This is a genomic window from Sphingobium phenoxybenzoativorans (assembly GCF_001757355.1).
Taxonomy (GTDB): Bacteria; Pseudomonadota; Alphaproteobacteria; order Sphingomonadales; family Sphingomonadaceae; genus Sphingobium; species Sphingobium phenoxybenzoativorans.
On record NZ_MINO01000152.1, the window covers coordinates 1 to 3,168 of the forward strand.

Here is a 3,168-nt window from a genome sequence, read left to right on the forward strand (position 1 = left end):
CGGACGACGCGGCGCTGATCAATGGCGCGAACCTGTGCCTGGTGGGGCGGGAGCTGATCCAGTTCGGCAGCGCCGTGCAGACCGGGCCGCGCCGCTTCCGCCTCAGCCGATTGCTGCGCGGGCGGCGGGGGACGGAGTGGGCGACGGGCGGCCACGGCGCGGGCGAACCGCTGCTGATGATCGAGCAGGACAGGCTGGCGGCGGTGGCGGACGATGCCGTGCATGTTGGCGCGGCGCTGTCCATGCTGGCGATCGGCATCGGCGATGCGGTTCCGGCGGAGGCGACGCTGATGGTGACGGGCGAGGCGCTGATCCCCCTGCCGCCGGTGCATGTCGCGCAGGAGCCGGACGGCGCGGGCGGCGTGACCGTGCGATGGGTGCGGCGGAGCCGGGCGGGATGGCGCTGGCTGGATGGCGTTGACGCGCCGCTGGGCGAGGAGAGCGAACGCTATGCCCTGCGGCTGATGGATGGCGGCGTGACGGTGCGCAGCGCGGAGGCGGCTTCACCGGCATGGACATATGATGCGGCGATGATCGCGGCCGATGCGGCGGCGGGGCATGGCGGGCCGCTGCGGCTGGACATCCGCCAGGCGGGCGCGCAGGCGGTGGGCCGCGCCGCGTCCGTCATGCTGGGCATATGACCTAACCCCGGATGATCTAACCCCAAATGATCCAACCCAGAGGAGACCGACTATGGCAGGTGAGCACAGCGCGCGGCTGGCGCTGCCCATGATGCATGCCGGGCAGGCGCAGAAGGAAATCACCCATAATGAGTCGCTGACATTGCTGGACATGCTGGTGCAGGCGGTCGCGGAAAGCGCGGACGCGCATGTCCCGCCGGTCTCACCCGTGGCGGGGCGATGCTGGATCGTCGATGCCGGGGCGACGGGCGCCTGGGCGGGGAAGGACGGCATGATCGCCGGATGGACGGAGGGCGGCTGGCGCTTCGCCGCGCCCGTTGCGGGCATGCGCTGCTGGGTGGCGGATCGCGGGCATGCGATGCGTCATGACGGCAGCGCCTGGGTGGATGAGGATGCGCGCGGGGACGGCTATTATAGCGGCGGCCAGCGCGTGGTGGCGGCGCGGCAGGCGGCGATTCCCGGACCGGCCGGGGGCAGCGTGATCGATGCGGAGTCGCGGACCGCGATCGGGGCGATATTGACCGCATTGCGCAGCCATGGACTGGTGGAAAGCTGAGACGGGGAGAGCCGCCGCAGGAGTGTGGATTTCATGTCCTAACGCGCCGTTAGCCATGCCTGTAAAACAATGCTTTAACCATCTTGCGCGTGCGAACAGGCCGATTGTTTCATAATGCATAGATGGGGCAAAGTCTTTGAAACTGTAGCATTTGTGCAACATAATAAACAATTGCGCGCTTGCCATGAAACTTTCGGGAGGATAGAGGGTTTCCGCAGTCCTTTGTGACCATTTTGAAAGGGGAATAATATGCGGAAGCTTGCCCTCGCAGCAGCGCTCGCTACAACGGTATTGGCTACACCAGCCTTTGCCCGCGACAAGTCCTGGTATATCGGCGTAGACGCTGGTGCGATGATCGTGGAAGACACCACGCTCAAGATCGTTACCCCGAATTCGACCGTGAACTACAACACCGGCTATGACGTCGATGGCGTCATCGGTTACGATTTCGGCGGCTTCCGTCTGGAAACCGAAGTCGGCTACCGCCGTGCTTACACGGACAGCAATGTCTACACCAACGGCATCCAGTCGACGCGCGGTAACTTCCGCACGCTGAACTTCATGGTCAACGGCCTGCTGGATTTCGGCCCGGATGACGGCCTGCAGGGCTTCATCGGCGGCGGTGTCGGCGTTGCCCGCACCTACCTCTACACGCTGACCACCGACGATTCGGACACTGGCTTCGCATGGCAGGCTCTGGCCGGCATCCGCTTCCCGCTGACCAGCAAGCTCGATGCGTCGCTGAAGTATCGCTTCTTCAACCATGGCGACATCGGCGTCGTCACCAGCAATGCGCTGGGCGGCCCGGCCGCCGGTTCGGACGTCGATGCGCGTATCCGTACGCACAGCATCCTCGCTGGCCTGACCTACAACTTCGGCGAACCGCCGGCACCCCCGCCGCCGCCGCCCCCGCCGCCTCCGCCGCCTCCCCCGCCGCCGCCTCCGCCGCCGGCCGTGGAGTGCACGCCTGGACCGTACATCGTGTTCTTCGAATGGGATAAGTCGGACATCACGCCCGACGCAGCGACCATCCTGGACAATGCGATCTCGGCCTACAGCAACTGCGGTAACGCGCAGGTCATGCTTGCCGGTCACGCCGACAAGTCCGGCTCGGCCTCGTACAACGTCGGCCTGTCCCAGCGCCGCGCGGACTCGGTCAAGGCTTACCTGTCGTCGAAGGGCATCCCCGACGGCGTCATCGCCACCGAAGCGTTCGGCGAGAGCAAGCCCCGCGTCGAGACCGCCGATGGCGTTCGCGAACTGCAGAACCGTCGCGTGGAAATCACCTACGGTCCGGGTTCGGGTCAGTAATCAGCTTCGATCCTCCGGGATCGGAACGAGAATTGGGGGCTGGTCGAAAGACCGGCCCCTTTTTCTTTGCGCGATGAAGGCGGGTGGATTTTGTTTATGGGGCGTTGGAGGGGGCCGGTGTGGGGGGCGGCATTAGCGGACGTTTTGAAATAGCATTGTGCTCCTGCGAAAGCAGGAGCCTAGGGTTATCTTGCACGACTGCACCCTGGGTTCCTGCGTGCGCAGGAACACGTCGTTTTCGAAGGGCATGCCGTCGTCTACACCCAACTTCGTCATCCCCGCGTAAGCAGGGACACAGTGCACCTTGGGCATGTCAGGCGCGTTGGGGAAGATGGTTTCGCACGGAGTCACGCGCCTCCCTGCGACCTGCGCGGGAATGACGAAGGGGGAGGTGCTCTCCGGCCAGTTCGGGACCTGAAAAATCCTCCCCTTTGCAGGGGAGGGGGACCGGCGGAGCTGGTGGAGGGGTGGCGCGCTATCGTGAGGGCGATACCCCTCCGTCATTCCTTTGGAATGCCACCTCCCCTCGAAGGGGAGGACCTAAAAAAGCCCGTTCGCCTACCCTGCCAAGCCATTGCTTATTTGACCTGAAATCAGCCAGCACCGCCTAGAATGCGCCTGTTTCTGTGCGGCGGGCGGCAGGCTGCATGTTCATATGCT

Annotated in this window: 3 protein-coding genes; all 3 read left to right on the forward strand. The window is 64.9% G+C overall.

The genetic code is table 11. The features are described from left to right. Positions 1 to 641, forward strand: a 641-nt coding sequence (locus tag BHQ40_RS26435) for a GTA baseplate fiber-binding domain-containing protein (protein ID WP_435593932.1), incomplete at its 5' end; no start/stop codon positions are given. A 52-nt stretch (positions 642 to 693) separates the two neighbouring features. Further along, positions 694 to 1,197, forward strand: a complete 504-nt coding sequence (locus BHQ40_RS24365; RefSeq protein ID WP_070158269.1) for a DUF2793 domain-containing protein — start codon at positions 694 to 696, stop codon at positions 1,195 to 1,197. A gap of 249 nt (positions 1,198 to 1,446) precedes the next feature. Continuing rightward, positions 1,447 to 2,508: an OmpA family protein gene (locus tag BHQ40_RS24370; protein WP_070158270.1), complete on the forward strand. Its 1,062-nt coding sequence runs from the start codon at positions 1,447 to 1,449 to the stop codon at positions 2,506 to 2,508. Positions 2,509 to 3,168: the final 660 nt, after the last annotated feature.